This window comes from Candidatus Magnetaquicoccus inordinatus, from assembly GCF_004217665.1.
Classification (GTDB): Bacteria; Pseudomonadota; Magnetococcia; order Magnetococcales; family Magnetaquicoccaceae; genus Magnetaquicoccus; species Magnetaquicoccus inordinatus.
The window spans coordinates 1-1,903 of the sequence record NZ_RXIU01000376.1 but is presented as its reverse complement, the minus strand read 5'-3'; the positions used below and the strand labels follow the sequence as shown (position 1 = coordinate 1,903).

2 protein-coding genes are annotated in these 1,903 nt (G+C 50.1%); one reads left to right on the top strand and one right to left on the bottom strand.

Annotated elements, in window-relative coordinates:
* Positions 1-376 (bottom strand): disulfide bond formation protein B (locus tag EJP87_RS15790; protein ID WP_130472810.1); only part of this gene is annotated, 376 nt, incomplete at its 3' end.
* A 578-nt stretch (positions 377-954) separates the two neighbouring features.
* On the opposite strand from EJP87_RS15790, the gene EJP87_RS15785 reads away from it, so the two are divergent.
* The coding region (locus EJP87_RS15785) for a PAS domain-containing protein (RefSeq protein WP_130472809.1) at positions 955-1,903 on the top strand (949 nt) is incomplete at its 3' end.

Below are 1,903 nucleotides of genomic sequence, written 5' to 3'. Positions count from 1 at the left end.
TCAACAAGGACATGGCGGGGATGGTCAAGATCCCAAACAGAGCAAAATAGGTCTCTGCACAGGGTATCCCTTGCACGCAAGGCTGCATCCGTTCTGGAATGACTCCGGCCACCAAGAGTACCTGAAACAGGGCAATTATCCAGCCCACCCCCACCAAAGCCCCGGCATAACGTACCACCTTCGGATCATAGGGAAAGAGCGCCATGGCCAGAATCAGGCTCAAGGGATACATGGCGATGCGTTGATACCAGCAGAGGCTGCAGACCGGCACCCCCGCCACTTCGCTAAAAAAGAGGCTGGTCAGAGTGGAACAGGCCGCCACCAGCCAGGCCGCAAAAAGCAGGCTCCAGCCAGTAGACTTTTTCTTTGAAAACAACTCGTTTTCCGTGCAATCTGTAGACAAGAGAACCTCGTGCAGCAAATAATTTAATAATACCCTATCATGCCATCAGCATCACTCCGGCACAAGCAGCAGAATCCTCGGCAGCAGGGCAAGCGCATTTGAAAATCAGAAAATTATAATGGAGGTCCAGGAGGAGATTATCTCCTCCTGGTGGGTGCAGGGCAAAGCCCTGCTGGTAATATACGGCGTTTCCCAAAAGCGAATGCTTAAGCATTCGCGCATGCCGCACCGATTTGTGCCCTGCAGGGGCACTCTTTTGCGAGGGCGGACGCCAGACATGCACAGTTTCGCTTGTGGCAACAGTGAAGAAATTGGCAAATGCGCTTGCCCTGTCCTCGGCCGTGTTATCCCCTGAATGAGCATTCATATATAAGAATAAGGCAACTGGATTCAAGAAATATTTTATACATATTTCTTCAGTGTTTATACAAAGAGATACACCGGCAACATATCGAGCATTTGACCAAGAGCATTTTTGTGCTAACCTGCAAGAATTAAGAGTACAAAGCTAGAGAATCGTTGAGTGCTTTTGCCGCAAAGGAACTCTCCAGATGGATCTGCCTATACCTTCCCTGCTCCTGGTTGCCCACGACGCCGAAAAAATTTCCGCGTTGCGCAGAGTTCTTGCCCCCAGCACACTTGCCATGGCACCGTTACAGGTGAGCGCTACAGAGCTGCAGGCCATTGAACTTCTGCAACAACAGCTCTCTGAAGCTCCTGTCATCCTCCTGGCCTGCGCTGCAGTGGATGAAGAGAGCATCCTGGCTATTCGCCGTTTTCATGAGCACTTTCCGCTGTTGACGCTTCTGGTATTGGCAGATCACCTCCCTGCCTCTCAGGCGATTAAAGCCATTGAAGCCGGGGCACAAGAGGCACTCTCCTGGCCAGAGCTGACCAGCAGCTCCCTGGAACGGGCCATCCTCTGCGCAAGCACGCGGCAAAAGTGCTTAAATGAACAAAAATTAATTGAACAACAACAGGATAAACAAAAAATTCTTTTTACCGAGTCGCAAAAACTGGCCAAAATCGGTAACTGGGAATTGGATCTCAACGGCAATATACTCACCTGGTCTGCAGAGGTGTTTCGCATTTTTGAGATCGATCCGGAACGCTTTGTCGCCTCTTATGAGAGCTTTTTGGCACTGGTGCATCCTGATGATCGCAAGCTGCTTGATCAAGCCTATAGCTATTCAGTAAAAAATCGTACTTCCTACAATTTTGAACATCGCCTGCTCTTTGCCGATGGGCGTATCAAATATGTGCACGAACGGGGCGAAACCCATTATGATGCCGAGGGTAAAGCTTTGCGTTCGATTGGTACAGTGCAGGATATCAGTGAACGCAAACAGGCCGAACGCCGCGTCTCCGAGCACTCTGCCCGCTATCATACCCTGTTTCAAGAGTCACCCATCTCCTTGTGGGAAGAGGATTTTAGTGCGGTAAAACTCTTTCTTGAACAACTGCACAAAGAGGGCATTGGCGATTTGGCAACCCATTTGC